Annotated in this window: 15 protein-coding genes; 8 read left to right on the top strand and 7 right to left on the bottom strand. The window is 55.8% G+C overall.

Annotation, left to right across the window (positions count from 1 at the left end; translation table 11 throughout):
* Nucleotides 1–64: 64 nt before the first annotated feature.
* The 8 genes from AC1Z36_RS09390 to AC1Z36_RS09355 all read left to right on the top strand — a co-directional run bounded on the left by AC1Z36_RS09390 (nt 65) and on the right by AC1Z36_RS09355 (nt 9655).
* Nucleotides 65–1522, top strand: coding sequence for a hypothetical protein (locus AC1Z36_RS09390; RefSeq protein ID WP_483561202.1), 1458 nt, complete (start codon nt 65–67; stop codon nt 1520–1522).
* Nucleotides 1515–5873 carry a hypothetical protein gene (locus AC1Z36_RS09385; RefSeq protein WP_483561201.1) on the top strand — a complete coding sequence of 1453 codons (4359 nt, stop codon included), beginning with the start codon at nt 1515–1517 and terminating at the stop codon, nt 5871–5873. The genes AC1Z36_RS09390 and AC1Z36_RS09385 overlap by 8 nt, the downstream gene beginning before the upstream one ends.
* 83 nt (nt 5874–5956) lie before the next feature.
* Nucleotides 5957–6775, top strand: coding sequence for a peptidoglycan-binding domain-containing protein (locus AC1Z36_RS09380; protein ID WP_483561200.1), 819 nt, complete (start codon nt 5957–5959; stop codon nt 6773–6775).
* A 398-nt stretch (nt 6776–7173) separates the two neighbouring features.
* Nucleotides 7174–7437 (top strand): hypothetical protein, encoded by a 264-nt coding sequence (locus AC1Z36_RS09375; RefSeq protein ID WP_483561199.1) that lies wholly within the window; start codon nt 7174–7176, stop codon nt 7435–7437.
* 2 nt (nt 7438–7439) lie between these two features.
* Nucleotides 7440–7667, top strand: coding sequence for a hypothetical protein (locus AC1Z36_RS09370; RefSeq protein WP_483561198.1), 228 nt, complete (start codon nt 7440–7442; stop codon nt 7665–7667).
* Between the two features lie 58 nt (nt 7668–7725).
* Complete coding sequence (locus AC1Z36_RS09365) at nt 7726–8268, top strand: hypothetical protein (protein ID WP_483561197.1); 543 nt, start codon at nt 7726–7728, stop codon at nt 8266–8268.
* A gap of 143 nt (nt 8269–8411) precedes the next feature.
* Nucleotides 8412–9164 (top strand): helix-turn-helix domain-containing protein, encoded by a 753-nt coding sequence (locus tag AC1Z36_RS09360; protein ID WP_483561196.1) that lies wholly within the window; start codon nt 8412–8414, stop codon nt 9162–9164.
* 65 nt (nt 9165–9229) lie between these two features.
* Nucleotides 9230–9655 carry a hypothetical protein gene (locus AC1Z36_RS09355; RefSeq protein ID WP_483561195.1) on the top strand — a complete coding sequence of 142 codons (426 nt, stop codon included), beginning with the start codon at nt 9230–9232 and terminating at the stop codon, nt 9653–9655.
* Between the two features lie 138 nt (nt 9656–9793).
* Here AC1Z36_RS09355 and secA read toward each other — a convergent pair whose 3' ends face one another.
* The 7 genes from secA to mtrA form a co-directional block, all read right to left on the bottom strand.
* A complete protein-coding gene (gene secA, locus AC1Z36_RS09350) occupies nt 9794–12442 on the bottom strand; it encodes a preprotein translocase subunit SecA (protein ID WP_105661490.1) in 2649 nt (882 codons plus the stop codon).
* Nucleotides 12443–12575: 133 nt separating this feature from the next.
* Nucleotides 12576–13748 carry a winged helix-turn-helix domain-containing protein gene (locus tag AC1Z36_RS09345; protein WP_402734766.1) on the bottom strand — a complete coding sequence of 391 codons (1173 nt, stop codon included), beginning with the start codon at nt 13746–13748 and terminating at the stop codon, nt 12576–12578.
* A gap of 20 nt (nt 13749–13768) precedes the next feature.
* Nucleotides 13769–14467, bottom strand: a complete 699-nt coding sequence (gene hpf, locus AC1Z36_RS09340) for a ribosome hibernation-promoting factor, HPF/YfiA family (protein ID WP_105656863.1) — start codon at nt 14465–14467, stop codon at nt 13769–13771.
* A 169-nt stretch (nt 14468–14636) separates the two neighbouring features.
* Nucleotides 14637–15425 carry a ComF family protein gene (locus AC1Z36_RS09335; protein ID WP_105661492.1) on the bottom strand — a complete coding sequence of 263 codons (789 nt, stop codon included), beginning with the start codon at nt 15423–15425 and terminating at the stop codon, nt 14637–14639.
* 69 nt (nt 15426–15494) lie between these two features.
* Nucleotides 15495–17198, bottom strand: coding sequence for an LpqB family beta-propeller domain-containing protein (locus tag AC1Z36_RS09330; RefSeq protein ID WP_105656822.1), 1704 nt, complete (start codon nt 17196–17198; stop codon nt 15495–15497).
* A complete protein-coding gene (gene mtrB, locus AC1Z36_RS09325; protein ID WP_105656823.1) occupies nt 17198–19018 on the bottom strand; it encodes an MtrAB system histidine kinase MtrB in 1821 nt (606 codons plus the stop codon). The genes AC1Z36_RS09330 and mtrB overlap by 1 nt, the downstream gene beginning before the upstream one ends.
* Nucleotides 19015–19695, bottom strand: coding sequence for an MtrAB system response regulator MtrA (gene mtrA, locus AC1Z36_RS09320; RefSeq protein ID WP_105656824.1), 681 nt, complete (start codon nt 19693–19695; stop codon nt 19015–19017). Before mtrA ends, mtrB begins: the two co-directional genes overlap by 4 nt.
* Nucleotides 19696–19708 lie beyond the last annotated feature (13 nt).

Below are 19708 nucleotides of genomic sequence, written 5' to 3'. Positions count from 1 at the left end.
GCCCGTAAAAACCCCGGCTCGTTTGAGCTGGGGTTTTTCATTTAACTTTCAGAAAGGAACCCCAATGAGCGAATGGAGATACCTACTTCAAAGCGTCCCAGACAAGGAATTCATCGACCTAGACGTTCCACTAACCAACGTCACCATCACAGACGCTATCAACGCACCCGGCGACATCTCCGGTACTTTGCCGGTCGAATATTCGGCTCTCCAAAAGCCCAACGGAGAACTCGCAATCCGTGAATACGGAACTATGCTCCACGTTGAGCGAGACGGAGAAATCATCTCCTCCGGAATCATCGACACCATTGAAATTCAGAATGAAACTCTCAGCATCTCCGCTGGCGGTTTCTCGGTCTACCCATCGGAGCAACCGTACCTAGGCAAGAAGAAAACCTACATCTCGACGGACCCGGCAAAGGTCATTCGTGATTGCTGGTCCTACCTATTGTCTTTCCCGGACTCACTCCCGGATGTATCCATTGACTCCATCACGACGGATGTCAGGGTAGGTAAGCCGGAAGGCCGAAACCTCACCAACGCTAAGACCAAGCTAACCGCCGAGAAGAGGAAGCTTGAACAGCTTGAGAAGGATGTCCAGACCTCCAACGCTCAAGTAGCCGTCGCCAAGAAGGCAGTCTTCACCGCCGCAAAGCGTAAGTCCGTTGGTGAAATCCTCGAACAGAGTGCCAAGCCTTCCGGGAAGAAAGCGGCCAAAAACAACCTCTTCCGTGACACCGATGATTCAAAGATCTTCTATCACAACGGAACGGCTTGGGTTGAAATCACCACCAACACCGCCGCAATCCTGACCGCGATAACTAACTACCGCTTGAAGAAGACGGCATACGATGCCGCAGTCCAAAAGGTCAAGAACCAGAAGACCGTAATCAAGACCATCGAAGACCAAATCCGTGACCTATCCGAGGAAGAAGCCGAACCGCTGATCCTCGATTGGTCCGAAACCGATGACCTCCAGAAAGTGATTGGAGACATGGTTGAGCAATCCGGTATCGAATACCGCGAACGTTCTTCATGGAGTGGGGATGACATCCACTACCGCCTTCAAATGGGTAACCCTATCGGAGCACGACGTACCAACATCTACTTCGAAATCGGCCAGAACGTCTCCGTAGTCCCAAGCGTCAAGTTCACAGAATACGCTTCCGGGGTTTTGGTGCTGGGGGCCGGTGAAGGTGAGAAGCGAGTCCGTAAGGAAAAGCACTCGAACACCGGAGGTCTTCGCAAAGTCGTAGTAGAGGCCGCTCCTCAAGCAACCTCTACGGCCAAAGCCGATTCCGAGGCAAAACGCTTCCTCAAAGAGGCACAGGCCCAACGCACCATCGACCAAATCACGGTCATCAATCATCCACTCGCAGAGTTCGGGACCTTCTCTCCCGGCGACGAAATTCGAGTTACCGGAGATGCCGGTTGGGCCGACCTAGATACATGGGTCCGAATTTTGCGAATCAGTTACTCACCCGATACAGACACCGCCGAATTGGAGGTACAAGTTGTCTAATCCAAACTCACCTGAAGCACGTAAATTGGCTAAGGAACTATCCGACCTGAGGAAGCTCCAGAGAGCTTCCCACATTGCGCCGAGACTCCCCTACTCATCCGTTCCCGAAGGTAACCTAGTTGTCACCGACTCCGAGGGCAACGTTGTCGATGTCGTTGGGCCGAAAGGTAATACGGAATCCGGAGACCAACTAGTTCTTCCGGGCAGGGAACCAAGCAAACCGTCAGCACCGCTCGTTTCCGCTTATCTCGGAACAATCACCGCAACTTGGGATGGTAGCTACGTCGAAGAATACGTAGCTCCGGACCTTCTCCAGATCGAAGTCCACTCTTCGACAGACGATGATTTCGAGTCCAGCGCAGGAACCCTTGTCGGAACCATCACCGGCCAACGCGGAGGCTCAGTCACGCTTGCCGTTGAATACGGAACCCACTACGTACGCTTCGTTGCCGTATCCACCTCAGGTTCCCGCTCCCTTGAATCAGACATTGCTTCCGTAGAGGTAACACCTCTCGTGGAAACAATCGAGATGACCGAAGTCCTTGACGACATCGACCAGAGATTTGGCGGTGTAATCACCGAGGCTCAACAACTCAACGACAAGCTAGCCCAAGCCGAGCAAACAATAACCACTACGCGGGAAGACTTGGACAACCTTGAGACTGTCCGTCTCCCAGCCGTTGAGGCAAACATCGAAGCCGCTCACCAAGAAATCACAACCACTGGGAATGAACTCCGTGGTCGATTGTCTGGAGCGGAGACCGATCTTGCCGGACATGAAACACGTCTCGGAACAGCCGAGCAACGAGTTAATGACGCATTCATCGAGATTGGTGAAGTTGACCAAGCGACACAAGCCAACGCTACCGCCGCTTCTAATGCGCAGACCAAGGCCGACCAAGCCGCCCAAGATGCCCTCACCGCTACCGGAATCGCTAACGGAAAGGGTAAGGCTCTTATCCAGAGCACGGTTCCCGCAGTTGTAGACAGGAACGCGGTAACTCTATGGATTGATACCACCTCAGGAGCCAACACCCCTAAGCGTTGGAACGGCACCGCTTGGGTAGCGGTCACAGATAAAGCCGCTACCGATGCCGCTACCGCCGCCGCTAGTGCTCAGTCCAAGGCACAGGAAGCCCTAGATAAAGCCGGTTCAGCTCTGACCAATGCAGATAACGCATTGACTATGGCCGGTACCAAGTCCAAGGTCTTCTACTCCACTTCCGCTCCTTCAGGTACCGGAACGAACGTCAATGACCTTTGGCGTCGAATCGATGCTTCCAAGAATGTCATCGGTGAATGGTATTGGTCTGGTTCCGCTTGGCAGTCTTCCCAAATCACCACATCGGCAATCGCTAACCTCGATGTAGGTAAGTTGACCGTTGGGACCGGAGTCATTTCCGACTTGGTAGCCCAGCACATTGCCGGACAGACAGCGGCCTTCCAAACCGTGGACGTGAAGAACCTCTTCGCAACCACCGGAACGATGTCCGAGGCCGTAATCAACAAGCTCTGGACGGATGTCATCCGCTCAAGGAAGATCACCACAGACCAACTTCTGGTTGGCCAAGGCGAGAACCTACTCCCTTGGGATATGGTGTCAACCCTAGATTCGTCTAGAAGCAATATCACTGGCTACGGTAATCCAAAAAACCCAACACTCCAGAAAGGTGCTGGAGTCGCGGACGGTGACCATATGTTTATGGACGCTGATTGGGTTAATCCGGGGTCTAATACTCTTACATGGCAATTCAGTAACGGAAGTGTTGGCGGTGGATTTAGCAGTAGATGGACGGTTGAGCCTGAAGAAGAGTTAGTGTTCTCTACCTACATCAAGGCTGGTGGGAGTTACGCCGGTAGTATGCCGGGTGTGCGTGTAGCGATTTATTGGTATAATGCCGCAGGTTCAAACGTCTCCACCATCACATCTTCGGCTACACCCCTAACTTGGTCTTGGCAGAAGATTTCAATTGATGGGAAGGCTCCGGCAACCGCTGTATATGCTCTTGTCTACATTCGCCAAGACCAGCCCGGCGGAGTTCGCGTAGACCTCCCTTCCCTCTACAGGAAGAAGGGTGCCTCCCTCATTGTTGACGGCGCTATCGAAGCTAAGCACATCACCGCTTCCGAGAGCCTATCCGCCAAGGTTGGTCAGTTCCTCAAGCTGGATGTCAAGGATCTGGTTACGACTGGTACGGCGAAAATCAACGAAGCGGTGATTACCAAGCTTTGGTCTGACGTTGTTATGTCCAAGAAGATTACAGCCGACATGGTAGTAATCGGTGGTACGAACAACCTCATACCGAATGCGAACTTCTTGACAGACCTTGACGGTTGGGGCAACTCATCCGGGAACCCCCAAAGAGTTGTGGGAGCTACATTCCCTTACATGAGCGTAACCAGTACCGGTAACGTCCGTTCATCCGTCTTCGAGGTCAATGGAGGTGGTAGGTTCCGCTTCAAGGTCAAGGCACAGGCCGCCGCAACAGGATCTAGATTCTTTGTTCAGATCAATAACAACGGTACGGGAAACCCTTACGCTATCTCCGGACAGACCCTCACAACCGGTTGGGTGGACTACACAGGCGAAATTGATATGCCTAGTGACGCAACGACCGCCTATATCAATATCTATGTGAACCACTCCAGCGGAACCACTACCACACAGAGGTATGCGAATCTTTCGTTGATCCAGATGTCTTCCGGAGAACTCGTTGTTGATGGTGCTATCACGGCCACCAAGATTGCCACGAACGCGGTTGAGTCAGACAAGATCAAGGCCAACGCGATTACGGCTGACAAGATTGAGGCTGGAGCTATCAAGGCTCAGCACATCTCCGCTAAGGAGATTACAGCGGACAAGCTCCGTATCGGCCAAGGCTCCAACGTATTCCCTGACCCGCTCATGCAGGATGTTACAGGTTGGAACGCAGGACCACAGCTCACCACTTATACAGGCGGCTACGGTTCTTCGAACCGAGTACGCGTTACGGCGGGTACTGGCCAGACGGGTAGCTATTATGGTAACGGGGCAGACGATGTTCGACGTTTCCCGGTAGTTCCGGGGCGCTCATACGTGGTTTCCGTTTGGGTTAGACCAACCGTAAACATATCGGCAAACAGTGTCATTGCGGTCTTCAACCGACTTGTGAAGGACACTGGATCAGGCTTCGTGTTCACGTCCCCTTCGGCTGTCTACAACTCGCTTACGACAACCGGAGTTTCAACCATCCCGGCCAACACATGGGTCAAGATGGAAGGCAAGGTTTCGGTCCCTGCCGACGCTACTAATACGTTCCTCATTCCGGGCTTGTATCTTCAAGCAGGGTTCCCTACGGGTTCTTCTTGTGACTTCTCCAACCTCAACATCTCGGAAGCTGTCACCGGAGAGTTGATTGTAGAAGGTTCCATCACAACGGACAAGCTCAAAGCTGATGCTATCGATGGTATGACCATTACTGGTGCGAATATCATTGGTTCGAGGTATCAGTTCAACGGTGCCGGTGCCGGTAGTAACTACAACTTCATCATCGATAACGACACATTGGGTGCTTACGCCGCATGGGAAGTTCCAAACCAGATCATTGCCGCAACAATTCGTGCGTTCGATAATGACCCTTGGTCTGACTACACTACGCCAACGTTGACAATCCGTCCTCCATCCATTCCGGGATACACAGCACGAAACGCAATCAAGCTTTCCGCTGGTATCGATGGTGCTACAGGTGGGTTGCTGGATGTCACAAGTAACCTTTGGATTAGAGGTGAGTTTAGAGGTCGCGCACAAGGTGGCAACACCTACGTTGCTATCCAAATCAATGATTTCGAAACTGGATACACCGCTACCACCTCACCATCGATCAAGTCTATGGGTCTGTATAACCGTACGTACACATCGTCATCCAACGTGTACATCACATCGAACGGTTATATGGGTCGCGCGACCTCGCTGAGAGAGGCCAAGCTATCTATTGAGGACATCCCTCAGGAGCAGATTGATGCACTTCTGGGTGTCAACCCTCGCTGGTGGTTTGATCGCAGTGATTCAGAGCGTTTGGCTGAATATCTAACGGCACTAGAGACAAATGATGATCTAGATGATCCGAACAACAAAATGGATGATGTCCCAACTGACCTAACCCGTACTCCGGGTCTGGTCGCTGAAGAAGTTGAGGAAGCCGGGGCTACAGCCTTCGTCTATTACGACAGGGACGAGTTTGGAAACAAGAAGCTGTCCGGTGTGAACTACGACCGAATTGGTCCGGCGCTCATTCCGCTTGTCAGGGAACAGCGTGACAAGATCCGAGACCTTGAAGCAAGACTCGAAGCGTTAGAAGCTCGATTCCAGTAACAGCAACTAACACAACCAAATAATTATCCGAAAGGAACCCTTCCGCATGGAGGGGTTCCTTTCCTTAACCCTAAGGACACTAAATGACTTATTACCTAGCACCATCACTCGTGAAGCTTCGCGCTCAGCTCAACGAGAAGTACCCAAAGAGGGATAAATCCTCAGACGGTTGGATTGGCGACGCATCACACAGCGCACGCAAATCTGACCACAACCCGGATTACGCAGATGGAGGCGTTGTCCGTGCAATCGATGTGGACATCGACGGAATCAACGTCAACGAACTGTTGAACGCCGCAATCAAGGACTCACGAGTTTCCTACGTGATCTATAACCGCCGCATTTGGGGTGGAAGCCGCTGGCGAAAGTACGAAGGCTCCAACGCCCACACCAAGCACGTTCACATCTCTATCGAGCACACCAAGGCCGCAGAGAAGAACCACGCTTGGAATCTCGGAGGCGTAGCGTCCAAACCTTCAACCCCTTCCAAGCCGAAGCCGAAGGTTGCCGACCAGTCAGCCAAGAATAAGCCGAACGGCTCAACCACTTTCCCAACTGATTACGCGGACCTAGCCGTTGACGGTGATTTCGGTTCGCTCACGGTTGGTGCCCTACAGATCCTCCTACACGCAATCGGCAAACGCCAGAACAAGCAATGGGACGGCAAAATCGGCGTACGCGGTTGGAAGGATGTTCAGGACTGGCTTGAAGATCTCGGTTACTACCCTGCCGATAAGTACGTCATCGACGGTAAGCCGGGTCCAGCCACCATCAAGGCCCTACAGAGCTTCCTAGCCAAGAAGGGCCACCTAGACACCAAGAAGTGGCTCATTGACGGGAAGTTGCAGAAGGAGACCATCAAGGCCCTTCAGCGCTACCTCAACAGTCAGAACGGTAAGTAGAAGATGACGAACGTTCCCAACCCATACGTTGTGGAGCCGCCACTTTCAGCGGTTCTACACCGAGTGAGCCTCTTCGCTCGCTACGCAGTGTTAGCAATCATGGGACTAATACTCTTCTTCTACTTCAGCGGTGCCCTTCCATGGATTGGACTTGGAATCCTCTCACTCGGAACAACCTCAGCCGTTTCCGTGATGATTTCCCAGTACCGCATCGAATGGGTTTCACTACTCCCCCTTACCGGACTATGTGCCACCACGGCAATCCTCCTGATCGGGATCTCAACCGGCGTTGTCATCATGCTTCTGATTGTGGCCTCACTATCCATGATTGAACGCTATTTCCACCTATCCCACGTTGCCCGAAAGCTCCGTAAATTACCTAAGAACTGAGGCCCACTTTGGAAGCTATCATCATCGCAATCATCGTGGGCCTATTCGGTTCCGGCGGTTATGTCACTTGGTACAAAGCCAGAAACGACTACAAGGACAAAGCCCGAAACTCGGAGCTAGACGCTGACTCCCGCTTCTTCACTCGCTATGACAAGGAAATCCTTGAACTGAACACCGAGATTGACGAGCTGGAGAACTACACCAACCGTCTTGTCAACGAATTGATCAAGAACGGACTCTCCGTACCGCCCAAGCAGATACCTAAGGACTAAAGATGCAGAAAATCAAGAGCTTCCTAGCCGAACCCAGAAACCGCAACTACATCTACGGCGTAGCAAGAGCAGTCATCGCGCTTCTCGTAGTCTCAGGCTTCCTAGTACCGGGCTTGGATGAAACCATCATGGTTCTGATTGGTGCCTTACTCGGTCTAGGAACCAACGAGCTAGCCAAGCACAACGTGAACGCTGAAGAGCAGGTAGACGAAGAAGGCTTAGGAGCCTAGCCCCAGACCCCGGATAACGAGTTTTAGATACACGTGTTATCCGGGGTATGGTCTTTACATGAAACCGTTGAAAGTTTACGAACGTGAGATTGCCAAACGGCTAGCGTCGGCCAAACCCCGTGAAGATAACTCCGAGGTTGCCGACTTGATAATTCAGGCACGCCTTGAACACTTCAACAGGCCGAACGGCGATCCGGATTACATGGGTAAAAGCTACAGGTACCGGACATGGTTCGGTGACATTCTCGATTCCCTGAACCTATCCCACGACGATCGCCAGAAACTAGCCTCACGCATGAGGTATTCAACGGGTAATGCGCTACGAAGAATTCTTACCGCAGAACAGCTCAAGGAGGCCGGTCTATCTACAACTTCACCGAGAGACCGGTCCGAGCAGACCTACCAAAAGATCTCCGCACCCTACCGCCTCCGGAACACCAAGCCGGAACCATCCGTCAAGGATTCCAAGGAGGAGCTGGAACGCTGGTTCGAAGACATCCGAAACACGCTACATCTACTTCCCGAAGATGAAACGAAACAGTTCCTCCAAGAGGTTCTTACCGACCTAGATTCCGACAAACGGAAGTACGGTACGGATTAGCTCTAACCGAAGACCCCTAGATTTCCCTGAAATCTAGGGGTTTTTGCGTGCCTGACGAGATGGTATCTTACAAGGGTGAAAGATTCGAATGATATAATGGATGTAATGAAAAGTCAATACTATTTGAAAAGGAATTTGTGAACTTGCTCAACACCCTCGATATCGAAGAAGAAAAGGCCCTTATTGCCCGAGCTAAAGCCGGAGACAACGAAGCCGCCCAAACACTCCTCACGGCATACCGACCAGCAATTAGAGCCGCTTCCTCTAGGAACGCTATCTACCTTGACGCGAACGAACGTGATTCAGCCTGTAAGGGCGCGTTCGTCGAAGCTCTCCATACCTTCGACCCGGCACGACATCACCGTTTGTCATCAGTCATAAAGAATAAGCTACTTCCAGAGCTTTCCTATGAGAAGTCCACCACCGAAGCTCTAACGGTCCCGGATCGGACAATACGTCGCTACAACCACATCATGTCCAAGGCAGGGGGTAACATCTTTAAAGCCTTTGAGCTTGCTCCGAAGAATGATATGGTCGCGTCCACCTTCCTACAGGTACACAACGTTCTAAGGGGTTCCGTACGGTTGGACGAATTCACCACGGAAGCCCTAGAAGGCCTCGAAGCCTCCCCTATTAACAAAGGCCCACAGGAAGTCCCGGAGGTCGTCAGGGAGCAGATTAAGGCCGTCTTCAGGGAACTTGGCGACGAATCGGACCTGACTCCTTCCGAAGTCCAAGTACTGTCCACTCATTACGGCCTAGCCGGTAACAACAACTCGGAGAAGAAGAGCTTTGCTGAAACCGCTTACGAGCTGGACATGCCCATCAAGGAAGTCAAGCTCCACCACATCAGTGCAATTCGAAAAGCTAAAACCCGACTCACAAACAGCAACTAACACCAGTAAGGCAAATGTGAACCCGCCAAACCAAAGACTATGACTTCTTCTCCTATGCTTAGAGCATGGATTGGCAGATATTTTGGACGGTACTAGGTGGGGCTTTTGGCGGTGCCTTGATTGGCTCGCTAGCGACGATTCTTGTTACGCGGATGAATCACAATCACCAACACAGGCAATGGCTCCGTGAGGAAAAGCTAATCGCATACGTCGATTTCATCCGGACGGTGCAAACGCTTTTCAATAAGACAACCTTTGAGAACAAGACCGTAGAAGACGCTCAGAAGATGGTGGACAACATTAGCAATACGCTTGCCCGTATTGACTTACTCGCACCCGCTAGCGTGACGGACAAATCCTCTGAAGTGCGATCAAACTTGACAGACAATGATGGTTCCGAGAAATCAAAACTCTACAAAAAGTCCCTGACAGAGTTGAAAAAAGCCATGAGGGATGACATCCACAAATCGAAGAGTCAAAAAGATAAGTAGAAGCCATGAAACCCTCCTAGATTAGATTCTAGGAGGGTTTCTTCATGTCAGACAGCAATTTTCAGAACAGGGTTTACGACATGCTCCGCAAATTGAGCCCTGGCACGGACGGTGGCAGGTGACCGATGTGGAGCTAATCTAGCTGCGCTTGGCCTTCTTGTTCTTCTTCTTGCTCGACGTTGCCTGGGCGCGAGTGGTGCTGGCTTCGCCATCTTCATCCGGGCCGGTGAACTGCAGGTTCTTCGGCTTCGCCGATTCGTCAACCACTGGCGCGGCAGCTGCTTCAGCTCCGGTGGGGATCTCCAAGTTGAAGAGGGTTCCGATGCTTTCCTCGCGGATGCCTTCCATCATGGTCTGGAACATGGTGTAGCCTTCACGCTGATATTCCACCAGCGGGTCGCGCTGGGCCATGGCACGCAGTCCGATTCCTTCCTTGAGGTAATCCATCTCGTACAGGTGCTCCTGCCACTTGCGACCGATGGTCGAGAGCACTACACGGCGCTCCAGATCGCGCATGGTGGAAGAACCAACAAGCTTTTCCCGCTCTTCGTACTGGTACTGGGCATCCGAGAGGATTTCGCGTTCCAGGAACTGCGCGGAGAGGTGCCCCACTCCGCCGGCCTCTTCGAGAACTTCATCGATGGTGATGCCGATCGGGTACAGCTGCTTGAGGTTGGTCCACAACGACTTGAGCTCCCAATCGTCCGGGTCGCCGACCTGGGTCGCTTCCAGGACCATTGCCTTGACGACATCTTCCAGGAAGTGGCCGACCTTTTCTTCGAGGTCGTCGCCTTCCAGGATGGAACGGCGGTCAGCGTAGATCGCTTCACGCTGGCGGTTCATCACGTCATCGTATTTCAGCACATTCTTGCGCTGCTCGGCGTTGACGCCTTCCACCTGTGCCTGGGCGGACTCAATGGCGCGCGAAACCATCTTGGATTCCAGCGCCACGTCATCTGGCATCGACGGGTTGTTCATGATGCGCTCGGCCATCCCGGAGTTGAACCGGCGCATCAGGTCATCGGTCATCGACAGGTAGAAACGCGATTCGCCCGGGTCGCCCTGGCGGCCGGAGCGACCACGCAGCTGGTTATCGATGCGGCGTGATTCGTGCCGTTCGGTGCCCAGCACGTACAGGCCGCCGAGCGCCGCAACTTCCTTCGATTCGTTGGCGACGGTTTCCTTCGCCTTGTCAAAGACTTCGTCCCAGACCGTGTTGTACTCTTCCGGGTTGTTCTCCGCATCCAGGCCACGGCGCTCCATCTCGGCCACGGCCAGGAACTCAGCGTTGCCGCCGAGCATGATGTCGGTACCGCGGCCGGCCATGTTGGTAGAAACGGTCACCGCGTTCTTGCGGCCGGCCATCGCGACCACGGCAGCTTCGCGAGCGTGCTGCTTGGCGTTGAGCACCTCGTGGCGGATGCCCTTCTTGGAGAGCAGCCGGGAGAGGTATTCGCTCTTTTCCACGCTGGTGGTGCCCACCAGGATCGGCTGTCCCGTCGCATGGCGCTCGGCAATGTCCTCAACCACAGCATTGAACTTGGCGACTTCATTCTTGTAGATGTAGTCCGACTGGTCCATGCGGATTGCTGGCTTATTGGTGGGAATCTCCACCACGCCCAGCTTGTAGGTACCCATGAATTCCGCGGCCTCGGTCTGCGCCGTACCGGTCATGCCCGAGATCTTGGCGTACATGCGGAAGTAGTTCTGCAAGGTCACGGTGGCCAGAGTCTGGTTCTCGGCCTTGATCTCAACGTTTTCCTTGGCCTCGATGGCCTGGTGCATGCCCTCGGAGTAGCGGCGGCCAGCCAGTGCACGGCCGGTATGCTCGTCAACGATCATGACTTCGCCGTTGACAACGACGTAGTCCTTGTCCTTCTTGAACAGTTCCTTGGCCTTAATGGCGCTGTTCAGGAAGCCGATCAGCGGGGTGTTGTTCGCTTCGTAGAGGTTATCGATGCCCAGGTAGTCCTCGACCTTTTCGATGCCCGACTCCAGCACGCCGATGGTGCGCTTCTTTTCGTCGACCTCGTAATCGTCTTCACGCTTCAGTCGCGAGACGATCTTGGAGAATTCGGTGTACCAGCGGTTCACATCTCCCGAAGCCTGTCCGGAAATGATCAGCGGGGTACGCGCCTCATCGATCAGGATCGAGTCGACCTCATCGACGATGACGAAGTTGTGTCCGCGCTGGACCAGCTCGTCCTTGCTCCACGCCATGTTGTCGCGCAGGTAGTCGAATCCGAACTCGTTGTTCGTGCCGTAGGTGATATCGGCTTCATACTGCTTGCGCCGCTCGGCAGGCTTCTGGCTGGAGAGAATGCAGCCGCAGGTCAGACCGAGGAAGCGGAAGACGCGACCCATCAGATCCGACTGGTACTGGGCGAGGAAGTCGTTGGTTGTCACCACGTGCACGCCGTCACCGGTCAACGCGTTCAGGTAAGCCGGTGCGGTAGCGACCAGGGTCTTGCCTTCACCGGTACGCATTTCAGCGATGTTTCCCAGATGCAGGGCAGCACCGCCCATGAGCTGGACATCGAAGTGGCGCATGCCAAGGACCCGGTCCGAGGCTTCGCGGACCACCGCAAAAGCTTCTGGGAGCAAGTCATCCAACGTCTCACCGTTAGCCAAACGTTCGCGGAACTTGTCGGTTTCACCCTTGAGCTCTTCGTCCGAAAGTTCGCGAATTTCGACTTCCAACGTATTGATCGTGTCGGCGTACTTACGAAGAGTCTTCAGAATCTTCTTGTCGCCGGTACGCAAAATACGTTCTAGCAATGATGCCACGTGGTAGCTCCCAATATCTCAAGCACAGTAATTTCTGGCGTCTTCAGTCTACGTGAGGAAAACAGCACATCTGGCTATTTCAATCCCATTTGCGCTGTTCTTATAGCGAACAGCGATTTGATCAACAGGCCCTTCACAGCCCGATTTCCACTCGTTCAAGTTCCAGCCAGCGCGCCATGCGATCCAGCTCGGCTCGCAATCCAGCCTCGACACTGGCGTCGACACCCTGCTCGTAATGCACCTGCTTTGCGTGCAGCACCGACCTGGCCCGGTCAGCTTTCAGATCCACTCGGCCCACGAACTCTTCGCCGAAAAGCATCGGGAAAACGTAGTAGCCGTAGCGGCGCTGATTTTCCGGCACGTAGATTTCGATGCGGTATTCGAACCCGAAGAACTTCTCCAGCCGGCGGCGATTGAAAACCATCGAATCAAAAGGTGACAGCAAACGCAGGTCAGGATCGATCCTGCGCGGAATCTCGGTGCCGGCCTGCAAATAGCAAGGCTCGGCAATGCCGGCAACCTGTACTTCTTCGATGAGACCAGCACGTGCCTGCTGGGCGAGCTCTTCTTTCGCCGCGCGCACCGGAAGACGGAAATACTCTGCGACGCAGTGAGCGGTGGCGATGCCAAGGGCATCCATGGCCCGGACAACCAGCCGGGCGAGGGCCTCGTGCCGCTGCGCCGCATCGAGTTCCTGTTGCGTGCCCACCACATCCGCGGCTAGTGCGTAACGGCGTTCAAACTGGGAGTTGCGTCCCAGCGTCAAGATCTTGGCTTGGGCGAAAAGGGACTCGGTGACGAACTTGGTGTCATTCCAATTCCACCCCCAATGCTTTTTCTCCCCGACCGGGGCGACGTCCAAAGCCTGGCTGATTTGCCGGGCGCTGGAGCCTGGATTATTGGACAGGTATTCAAGGACGCGATCCGAGAGGTCATGCTGTTCGGCGGAGAACCCATCTGATTTATCGATCCAGGTTCGGCGCTGCCATACCCGCAGGTCTTGAATGAGTTCGGAGCTGACCACCGAGGCCTCATGGGCCCAATATTCGGTGATAGGGCTGAGCGGTTTGGCCAGAAGCTGGTCCAGCACCTTGGTGTCATAGGCGCCGAGCCGGGCGAACATCGGCATGTAATGGGCCCTGCGAACGACGTTCACCGAGTCAATCTGCAATTGCGCGATACTGCCGATAGCGCTGACGATTCTCCGCGCGGTGACGGGTTGTTCTTTCCTGCCCTTGGACAGGCCTTGGGCGGCCAACGCGATTCTTCGTGCCTGCTTGAGGCTGAGAATGCGTTGGCCGCCCACGCTAGTTGTGGTTCCGATGACTAGCCTTCTGTTGCCAAGGCTTTGTCACGGTAGCCGCGAGTTTCCCTGGTGGCTTCTTCATTGGAGTTCAGTGATGGATCCAAGGAGATGACACCGTACTGGTACTGGGTGCGGCCATAGACCACGGCGTGCTCGCCGGTGGCTTCATCGATGAAAAGGTAGAACGGATGGCCGACCAGTTCCATGCGGTCCACTGCGTCATCAACGCTCATCACTTCTGCAGGGAAGGACTTGCGGCGGATGACCACTGGCGAGTACTCGGCGTTGGCCTCGACTTCGGCAGCTTCCGCGGCTTTCTGGGCTTCGATGGTTTCTTCAACCAACGACTTGCCGCTCGATGCGGTAGGCAGGCCGCCAGTTGCCTGGTGGACAGCCAGCGGGGTGTGGTTGCCGCGATGCACCTTGCGCTTGTCGCGGGCCTTGCGCAGGCGTTCAAGCAGTTTTGCGAACGCGATGTCGAAAGCCGCGAACTTGTCAGCGCCGCGAGCCTCGGCTCGAATTGCTGGGCCACGGCCAACAACGGTCAATTCAACGGACAGTGCAGTGCTCTGATCACGAGCGTGTGCTTCTTTGAGGACCTTGACGTCGATGCGCTGTATTTTGGTGGCCAGCTGGTCAACCTTGGTGATTTTCTCGTCAACATACTCACGGAAACGATCCGAAATGGTGATGTTGCGTCCGCTGTAGTTCAGCTCCATGGTGTCCTCCAATAGGGAGTCGGGTGACACAACAGTCCGAAAGTTCCATCCTTTCGGACTGAAGATGGGCTTTTAGCTGCATCTGTGATGCATCCCATACTTCACCTTATGCCACCGTGGCCAAGATTCAAGTATCCGGGCTCACAATTTCCGATCGCGGTAAGCGTAATTACTGTTCAGGTGCATTATTTGGCGGTCTCGTCAAAGCCAGTACCACCGCGCTGGTGACGTCATATCCTGCCTCATGGCAGGCCATGGCCGCGTGCCGCAACGTCGAACCGGTGGTTAGGACGTCGTCGACCAGGATGACCGGCTGGCCATTAGCGCTGGCACGCTCGGCAACGAAATGGGTTCGGCCGCCGCGCCGGTCTGAACCGCTCTTGGTTTTCTGCGCCCCGCCCAAGGCGGAACCGAGGCGGTAGTGCAGCAGCGTGCGGCACTCTAGATCTGCCGACAGCAGCCCGCGAGCGAAGCCGTGGTCGAGCATCGTCTTCACCGGAGAGTAGCCACGCTGCGCTGTTGCCTTGAGCGAACTGGGCACCGGCACCACCAGGGTAGGAAGATTCGCGCGCTGCGGGATGCATCCGGCGTTCAGCGCGGCAGCAAGATAAGGGGCGAAGAGCGAGACGAGGAAGTAGCGCTGCTTGTTCTTGAATGCCAGCAAAGCCCGAGCCAGCTCCTTGCCGTAAGCGCCGCAGGAACTAACGGCAAGCTGCTGGCCGAGCGCGGGAAGCTCGACATAGAGATGATGCGTGTCCGGCAGGGGCGGCAGGCTCAGTTGGCGTTGGATTTCACTGCGGCATTCGGGGCAAAGCCGAAAATCTGCCCGGGCGCAGACCGCGCAACAGGCCGGAAGCAGGAAGTTCGCGATTTCCCTGGTGCCGAATCCCAGCCAGCGCATGGGCCTGCTGCGGGACAGCTCATCGAAGTACCGCAGCCACTCTTCGGGAATTTCCATACGGCCAGACTGGCCGATGAACCGCGTCGATCGGTCTGGTCGCCAACGAGCTGTGGAGCAAGGTCCTGCTTAGCCGGGATAGGCGACGTCCTGGGCAAAATCCTCAAGCTCGTGCCAGGAATTGCCCACGCGGGTATACAGCTTCTCGTTGGTCTCGGCATACACTTCGCGGCGGCTGCCGACACCGGTAGCGATGCCGACCATGCCCAACAGCAGCTGCAGGTGCTCGCTGCCGCCTTCGAAGGTGATCTGGGCCGCTTCAACAGCTTGGTCATCACCGAGCTCGGCAACAATAATGGATCTGTCCGAATCCCATAGCGCGGTATTCACCGGAACTTCTGGATAGATCTTCATTGGCGAATCCGTGAGTCCGCGGGGCACACCTTCAGCATCGCGGATCACGCCGGCGACGTAAACCGACGTGGTCTTGCCGATGGTTGCCACGATCAGCGCCCGCGCGCCGTCGCGGGAAATCCGCAAGGAATCGATCTGGGCATCTTCCAGCCAGGCCACATCGATTGGACGGGCTTCACCCTTCATTTCGGTGTCGGCAGGGACCGCCCTGATCGGGGTAGCTGCCCCGTTATCCGCGGTCCAGGTCCAGCCGGCCAGATCCATGGACGGCTGGATGAGCTCCTCGCCCTCCAGCGAAAGGCGCAGGCTGCCCTTGTCGTCAATCCCCCACAGCTGGGTGCGGCGGCCGTTGAGGAAGGCATAGCGATTGCCGACCGGAGACATGGCCGGGTCCCGTGGGTTGTATCCGGAAATATCCGGGACGCCGCCCACCGGAATGATCGAGAGTCCCTTGACGTAGACCAAGTACTGGTCCGAAATGCCGATCAGCGTATCCTGCGTGCTGGGGTTGGACGTAGCCGGCTCGAAGTTAGTGTCTTCGGTCGAAAGGTTGACTTCGTTTTCCTCCCGCAGCAGCTTTACCGAGTCCACCGGAGCTAGGCTGGTCAGCGTGGCTTCCATCTGCTGCTTCATCAGCAAGATGCTCCGGTCGGTAGCATCTGCGAAGGTATTGGAGTTCAAATCGATGGTCGCTTCGCCATCGCGCACCGGCACCGCTGAACGCACCAGTCCGCTGGCCGTCGAGAAAGCGGAGACGACAGCATTTTGCAGGTACGGGGCTGGTCCTGCCAACAAGGCTTCCACCATCGACGTGGTGGTGCCCGAACCCGAGGTGAACCACCGTATGTCGGGAACCAAATAGGCGAAGCTCGCATCGTAGAAGTACAGGGTCTGCGCGGCAAAGATCTTGGTGAACGTCGAGGCTTCGAGCATCGTGCCGTCCGGGGCTTTGGTAATGCGCCATTCGTCGTCTACCTTGGCGACTTCGATATCCACTGCACGGGTCGAGTGATCCGGGTAGTCGGTGCGCACGCCATGCGCGTCGACTTCACCGGTGATTTCGAGCTGGATGGTGTACTTGTTCGCATCGGCCCCGTTGACCACATTGAAGGCATCGTAGATCAGCGTCTGCGTATCACCGCGCCAGGTGTTGCTCAGCTGCGCGTCCATGAATTCGCGGGAGACAGCATAATCTTCGGATACCGAACGCCCAGCCTCGACGAACCCCTCGACGATGGCCCTGGCATCAGCACCTGCTGCCGGTCCATCGGCCGCATAGCTGTAGCTTTCAGCCCCGCTAGTGTCGGTTCCGGCTTCAATCTGCTGGACGGTGGAAGTTCTAGGAATCGAGGCGCAGCCAGAGATCGCAAGCGCAGCAGCAAGGATGATCGCGAGGCTGGAAAAGAATTTCTTCCGCATCAGCTCTCCCCTTCCTTCTTCTGCTCGTTGCTGCCGAGGTTCGGATTGGTGACATCGTCATCTGGCGAATCCGCATCCAAATCCGGATCAAGAACCAGCGGCGTGTATCCGATCTTTGGCACTTCACCGGTCAGCGGGAAGCTGTCTCCCAAAATCACCGTAGCCAGGCTTTCAGGAACTGGCGGTTCCAGTGGAAGCGGCGACGAAGCGATCTCCAGGTCCTCGCTGCGTGGCAAGGTCAGGCGGAAGACCGAGCCGACCCCCGGCTTGCCCCACGCTTCCAATCGGCCATCGTGCAACCTGGTGTCCTCCATCGAGATCGACAAGCCCAGGCCGGAACCTCCGGTGGTCCGTGCACGGGCCGGATCAGCGCGCCAGAATCGGTCGAAGACGTGGTTGCACGCCTCTTCGGACATGCCGATGCCGTAGTCGCGCACGGTGATCGCCACCGCGCTCTGGTTGGCGCCGATGGTGATATCGATTGGCTTGCTTTCACCGTGCTCCACCGCGTTGAGCACCAGATTGCGGATCACACGCTCGACGCGGCGCGGATCCACTTCTGCGACGCAACCGTCGCTGGGCGCGTTCAGGCGGATGAGCGAACCGTATTCATCAGCCACCGGGGTGGCGGTATCGATAACCTTGCGGGCTATGACGTTCAAGTCCGTTGACTCACGGTCAAGCACCGCGACGCCGGCATCGAAGCGGGACACTTCCAGCAGGTCATTGAGCAGGTGCTGGAAACGCTCGATCTGGTTGTACATCAGTTCGGCGGACCGCGCGGTAAGCGGATCGAAGTCCTCGCGGGCATCGTGGATCACTTCGGCAGCCATGCGCACGGTGGTCAGCGGGGTGCGCAATTCGTGCGAGACATCGGAAACGAAGCGTTGCTGCATGGCCGAGAGATTATTCAATGCGGTGATCTGCTCTTGCAATGAATGGGCCATGTGGTTGAAGGCCGTCCCCAATCGGGCCACCTCGTCCTTGCCGGCGACCTTCATTCGGCGGTCGAGGTCACCGGAAGCAATCCTCTCCGAAACATACGCGGCATCGGCCACCGGGCGGACCACGGTACGGGCGACCGACCACGCAACGAAGCCAACCACTGCCAGCAGAATCAGCCCGGTGAAAGCCATCGCACGATTGATGAATTCGAGGGTATCCTGCACGCTGGACAGGTCGTAGACCAGATACAGTCCGTACTCGCGTCCAGGCGGAATCAGTACCTTGGTGCCGACAATGAGACCGGGCTTGGTTGCGGTATCGGCACCCAGCTCGATGGAACGCCAATAGATGCCTTGCTCCCCTGCAACCCGCTCCGCGAGATCGCCAGGGATCACGCGGGTGGTCAGGGAACCGGAAGCCATTGGCCCAACATAAAGGCTTTGGTCACCGGCAATGGGCATCAGCACGAAATCGCGGACTACGGTTGCGCCATCGCCTTCCAGGGAAGCCAAGGTCGAATTCACCAGGGCCTGGGTGGAGGCGCGATCGGTGGTGGAAGCCGATTCGAGAATGGAGCGGGCCTGGACCAGGCCGCGTTCCGATTCCTTGGATATCTGGTTCACGCGCTCTTCGAAAAGCGTGGAGGCGATCTGGTTGGAAAGGAAGGCGCCGGCGGCAACCAAAGCCAGCGCAGTGAAAAGCAGCGTCGAAATGACGGTGCGGAACAGCAGGTGGCGTTGCCAACGCAGCTTGGCGGTGTGCCAGGGACGCTTGATCCACTGCTCGATTTTGCTCCACCGGGCGGGTTTGGACTGCGACTGGGCATGCACATCGACCGGAACCAACTCTGCACCGGTCGACGTGTGCGAACTCAACTTGCCGAACCAGCCTTGTATCCGACACCGCGAACGGTCTCGATAATCTGCGGCTTCTCCGGGTCAATTTCAATCTTCGAGCGCAGGCGCTGCACGTGCACGTTGACCAAGCGGGTATCTGCAGCGTGCCGGTAGCCCCAGACGGCTTCCAGCAGCTGCTCGCGGCTGAAGACCTGCCATGGCTTGCGGGCCATGGTGACCAGGAGGTCGAATTCCAGCGGGGTCAGCGACACGACATCGGTTCCGCGGGTCACTCGGTGCCCGGCCACGTCGATGGTCACTTCGCCAACTTGCAAAGTCTCCGCGGCGTGGGTTTCGCTTGGACGCAAACGGGCTCGCACGCGGGCCACCAGCTCGGCTGGTTTGAAAGGCTTGGGCACGTAGTCATCGGCACCGGATTCCAGCCCGCGGACAACGTCGGCAGTGTCCGACTTGGCGGTGAGCATCACGACGGGAACGTCGGATTCCGCGCGGATCTGCTTGCATACCTCGATGCCGTCAATGCCAGGCAGCATCAGGTCAAGGAGCACCAGGTCGGGGTTCGCTTCACGGAATGCTTCCAGAGCACCGGAACCGTCGTAGCAGAATGAGGCATCGAAGCCGTCATTTTGCAGGACAATGCCAATCATTTCCGACAACGCTTCGTCATCGTCAACGACTAAAATCCGTGCCTTCATCCCATGTCCCCCT

This window comes from Glutamicibacter sp. BS14 (assembly GCF_056934375.1).
Note: the sequence above shows the minus strand (reverse complement) of the source record. Positions and strands in the feature narration are given on the sequence as shown.